The sequence below is a fragment of the Desulfosalsimonas sp. genome (genome assembly GCF_046483245.1).
Taxonomy (GTDB): domain Bacteria; phylum Desulfobacterota; class Desulfobacteria; order Desulfobacterales; family Desulfosalsimonadaceae; genus Desulfosalsimonas.
Window position 1 is genome coordinate 1 of record NZ_JAWODO010000169.1, and the last position, 3855, is coordinate 3855.

Annotated in this window: 4 protein-coding genes and 2 tRNA genes; 3 read left to right on the forward strand and 3 right to left on the reverse strand. The window is 54.7% G+C overall.

All coding sequences use genetic code 11. The features are described 5' to 3' along the window. Nucleotides 1-1710 (forward strand): HEAT repeat domain-containing protein (locus tag R6U41_RS14175; RefSeq protein WP_410270496.1); only part of this gene is annotated, 1710 nt, incomplete at its 5' end. Nucleotides 1711-1786: 76 nt separating this feature from the next. On the opposite strand, the gene R6U41_RS14180 is transcribed toward R6U41_RS14175, so the two are convergent. Next, the gene (locus R6U41_RS14180) at nucleotides 1787-2461 is read right to left on the reverse strand and encodes a zinc ribbon domain-containing protein (protein WP_410270497.1); all 675 of its coding nucleotides are present in this window, start codon (nucleotides 2459-2461) and stop codon (nucleotides 1787-1789) included. Nucleotides 2462-2499: 38 nt separating this feature from the next. Next, on the reverse strand, nucleotides 2500-2958 hold the full coding sequence (locus R6U41_RS14185; protein WP_410270498.1) for a hypothetical protein: 459 nt from the start codon (nucleotides 2956-2958) through the stop codon (nucleotides 2500-2502). Nucleotides 2959-3167: 209 nt separating this feature from the next. Here R6U41_RS14185 and R6U41_RS14190 point away from each other — a divergent pair. Both R6U41_RS14190 and R6U41_RS14195 read left to right on the forward strand, forming a co-directional pair. Further along, a tRNA-Ser gene (locus R6U41_RS14190) sits at nucleotides 3168-3253 on the forward strand. A 158-nt stretch (nucleotides 3254-3411) separates the two neighbouring features. Continuing rightward, a tRNA-Ser gene (locus R6U41_RS14195) sits at nucleotides 3412-3504 on the forward strand. Between the two features lie 169 nt (nucleotides 3505-3673). On the opposite strand, the gene R6U41_RS14200 is transcribed toward R6U41_RS14195, so the two are convergent. Beyond that, nucleotides 3674-3855, reverse strand: a 182-nt coding sequence (locus R6U41_RS14200) for a hypothetical protein (protein WP_410270499.1), incomplete at its 5' end; no start/stop codon positions are given.

Genomic DNA, 3855 nt, shown 5'->3' on the forward strand with positions numbered 1-3855 from the left:
TTTCTGCAGCTGATGGGAAAATCGCCGGAAGAGATCCAAAATGCCGACGGCCTGGGCCAACTGCTGAAAAATTCAGGGGTATCCTACATTGCCATTGACGAAAAAATATACGTGGAAAAGGATGCCGACCACCGGATTGTATCGGGGCTGGACATCAGTGACACGGATTTTGTCCGATACCTGCTGGGCGAAGGCTCCGCGGATCAGCAAGCCATTGACCAGGTTCGGGAAATGGCCGCCGACCCGGGCTGGTTTGCCCGGGTGTTTGAAACCGGCGCCCGCTACCTGCTTGAGCAGCACGCGGATGCAACCCGGGCCGATCAGACCCGGCTGGCCGGCCATATGCTCGATTCCCTGGCGGGGTTTTCAGATGCCGACACGGAGCAGATTCTAAAATCCATTTCAGAAGCCTTTGAGCAAACCCCTCAGGACGTGGGCTCAGCAGATCCGGCAGATACCATCAGCAAACTGCTGGACCAGTACAAGCAGGCAGCAGAGCCGCCCTCTCCCCCGGGCCGTCCCAAGACCGTCAAGGAGGCCCTGTCCCGGATTTTAAAAGGCGATCACTCCTCGTTTCTGGATCAAAAAACCGCAGCTGCGCTCCCCAGGGCAGCCATGCAAATGGCCCAGCAGGAAAAACACGATATGCTGGCGGCCCTGACCGCGCAGATGGGAAAAGCCCTGCTCGATGAATCCCCGGAGGTGCGCTGCGCCGTGGCACGGATCATGGCCGAAACCGATGAACAGATGGAGGTCGCAGACCGACTTGATCAGCGCATTGCCATGTCGAAAAAACTCGTTGAGTGGATCAAGGCCGAAGACCGCATTTCAGATGAATATAAGGAGGTGACCCGCCGGCTGGAAAACCTGGCTGAAACCGTCATCACCCAAAAGGACTCAGCATCGGATGCCGAACACATCCTCGAGGCCTATGCCCTGATCCGCGACGGCCGGCTTTCCAAGCCGGAAGCCATCCAGGCCCTGGCCGCAAACATGCTCCAGCATCTTTCCACGGACCAGATTCTGGAGATGGTGCTCAGCAAGGCGGGAAACACATCAGACACTGGGAAGGAAGACATCCGCACCTTGGTGATCCTGGGCTCGACCACCATTGAACGCCTGCTTGACCGGCTGCGCGACAGCCACAGCATGGCCGAGCGCAACCGGATCGTGCAGGCCGTCTCCCGGATGGGCAATGCTGCTGTTCAGCCGGTGGCAGACAGGCTCGCCCAGGGAGGCCCGTGGTTTTACATCCGGAACCTGGCCCTGCTGCTGGGCCGCATCGGCGGGCCGGAGCAGCTGAGCCTGCTTGAGCCCCTGCTCACATACCCGGATTACCGGGTGCAGCTCGAAGCGGTCAAAAGCATTCAGGCCATTGACGGCGACAAGGCCGGGGATATGCTGCTAAAGCACATCCCGGTGGTAGAGCCCCAGCTGGCCGGCCATATTGTTTCGGTCCTGGGCGCCATTCGATATCAGCCCGCAGCCCCTTATCTGATCAACCTGCTGGAATCCAAATCCTTCTGGCAGAACAAGGCGGTGCGCGATGAAATCCGGACAAAGGCCTGCGAGGCCCTGGGCCGGATGCAGGCGGCAGAGGCGGTCTCCGCCCTGGAGAAAGTCGTGCGCACCCGGGGGTTTTTCAGCGGATATCCGGAAAATATCCGGGCAGCAGCGGCAAAAGCCCTGTCCCAGATCAAACGCGATTAAAAAAAGCCATTGCAAAAAAACAGCCCGAAACTGCATTGCGCAGTTCCGGGCCTTAAGATCGGGTCAGTGCAGGTGTTTAAACCCCGGCCACATCCTTGCCGCAGTGCTTGCAGACTTTTGCGCGTTTTTTGATGATTTCCGCGCAAAACGGGCACTCCCGGGTAAAGTGGCGTTCATGGATTTTGGAAATGGCCTCGTTGCTTTTCTCCTGGAGCAATTCATTGCCGAAGCGCCGGTTGTTGAGCACTTCCAGGGCTTCCAGGCCCGCGATGTCCCCTGCCATTTCAGCAGCCTTGATCCGCACCCGGGCCGGTTCGGACGGATCCAGCAGCATCTGTACGCAGGTCACCGAATCCTTTGACACATAGCACTCAGACAGGATGGAAAAGCCCTTTTTAATGGATTCCTTGAGCCTTTCCTCTGCGGCCATCACCTCGTCGTCAATGATCTGGCCCTGGCCCCCGATGGAGCTGAAAACCGGCATGATCTCGAAATTGCTGCCGTGGGGGCTTTTGATGCACCGGTAAGATGCTCGCTGGGCATAGTTTTCCCACATGTTTTCCCAGCCCTCGATAAACAGCGGGCACTGGTCGTTAAAGCACACATACATATAGGGCGAGTCCCAGCCCAGCCCGTCGCCAACGGCAATAGGCGGGATTTCCCATATGCTCATCTCCTGGCCGCAGTGCGGGCAAGCCGGCTTTTCCTGCTCCATGATCTTTTCAAGTACCTGTTCCTTGGTCTCAAACATTTTTCTGATCTCCTTCTATGTTAGGAAATCCCGGGAAATTATTTATCTTCCAGGGATTCGTTGGACGGGTCATCCAGGGGCTCTTCCGCGCGGGGCTGCTTTGCCGGTGCCTGGTCAGCCGGGGCTTCGTCATCGAGCAGATCCTCGATTTCCACGGAGTCTTCTTCTTCGGTTTCAACATCTTCTTCCTGGCGCTGAAACAGCTCCACATCATCAAACACCAGTTCCACAGGGTCGCCGGGTGCATCTTTTTGCTGGTAAAGATCAGCCACCGTGTCAGCGATTTTTTCAATGTAATCTGAAATCGGATACAAATTGGGCGTGCGCAGGGTGTCAACCAGGGATTTTCGGCCTTCGTCCACGGCCGTTTGAATCTGGTCCTGGTCATAGGACTCCTCGCAGACCAGGGAAAACATGTCCTTGCTGAGCTCGGCATATTCCTGGATGGTCAATCCGCCGGTTTCACTGTCTTTTGAAATTGCATATTTCTGTTTCATTTAAACGGCTCCTGAAGAACTTGTGCTGTATGGTCAGACATTTACGAATAAAATCCAAAATCCGGAAAATCTCCTGAAAAATCCAATGAAATCCTATAATAAGGCATATATAACTCCTGTCAATACACAACACGCACCCCGGCTGCCAAAACCCCAAAAAACCATTGACCCGGGGATTTGCGCTCTGATAGAAAAGACCTGTTCAAGCCGGAGGGATGGCCGAGTGGCTTAAGGCGGCGGCCTTGAAAGCCGTTGAGCGAAAGCTCCGTGGGTTCGAATCCTACTCCCTCCGCCATTTACCTTTGCAGGCAAATTGCCCGGGGTTTTTTTCGGTTATTGCAAAACGGCTTCATCTCTGATGTCCGGGCAAAACCAAGTGATCCTGCCTTCTTGACAACGCTCGGCAGGGCTGGTATGTAACTTGAATAATAATCATTTTTGCAGCACATTTGCGGAGAGATGGCCGAGTCGGCTGAAGGCGCTCGCCTGCTAAGCGAGTATGGGGGGAAACCTCCATCGAGGGTTCGAATCCCTCTCTCTCCGCCAATATCAATAACTTAGCCCGGTCATTTGACCGGGCTTTTTTGTTCTTAGAGGAGCTTGGCCACCACTTTGGCCACCACTTTGAAAATTTTTAGGCTTTTCCAAGGGAGCTTTGATTGGCATTAGAGGGGTATAAGATTCTGGCCACCGATTCTGGCCACCGATTCCCAATTTAATTTTCCAAACCCTCATTATCCTGCGCTGCCTTCTCAAGTAACTCTGCATATCCTTCGCGAGCCAGTCTTCCGTAGATATACCCTGCCTCTTCCACAAGCTTACCAGGCGGCAAGGCCCCAGCATTAAATCCAATGCGATAAGCCACAATATATTTTTTTGTACCGAGTTTAATAGTTG

What these genes read in the sequence shown, in the direction of transcription:
- R6U41_RS14185 (WP_410270498.1), bottom strand. Translation starts at nt 2,958, where the DNA reads ATGAAACAGAAATATGCAATTTCAAAAGACAGTGAAACCGGCGGATTG.
- R6U41_RS14180 (WP_410270497.1), bottom strand. Translation starts at nt 2,461, where the DNA reads ATGTTTGAGACCAAGGAACAGGTACTTGAAAAGATCATGGAGCAGGAA.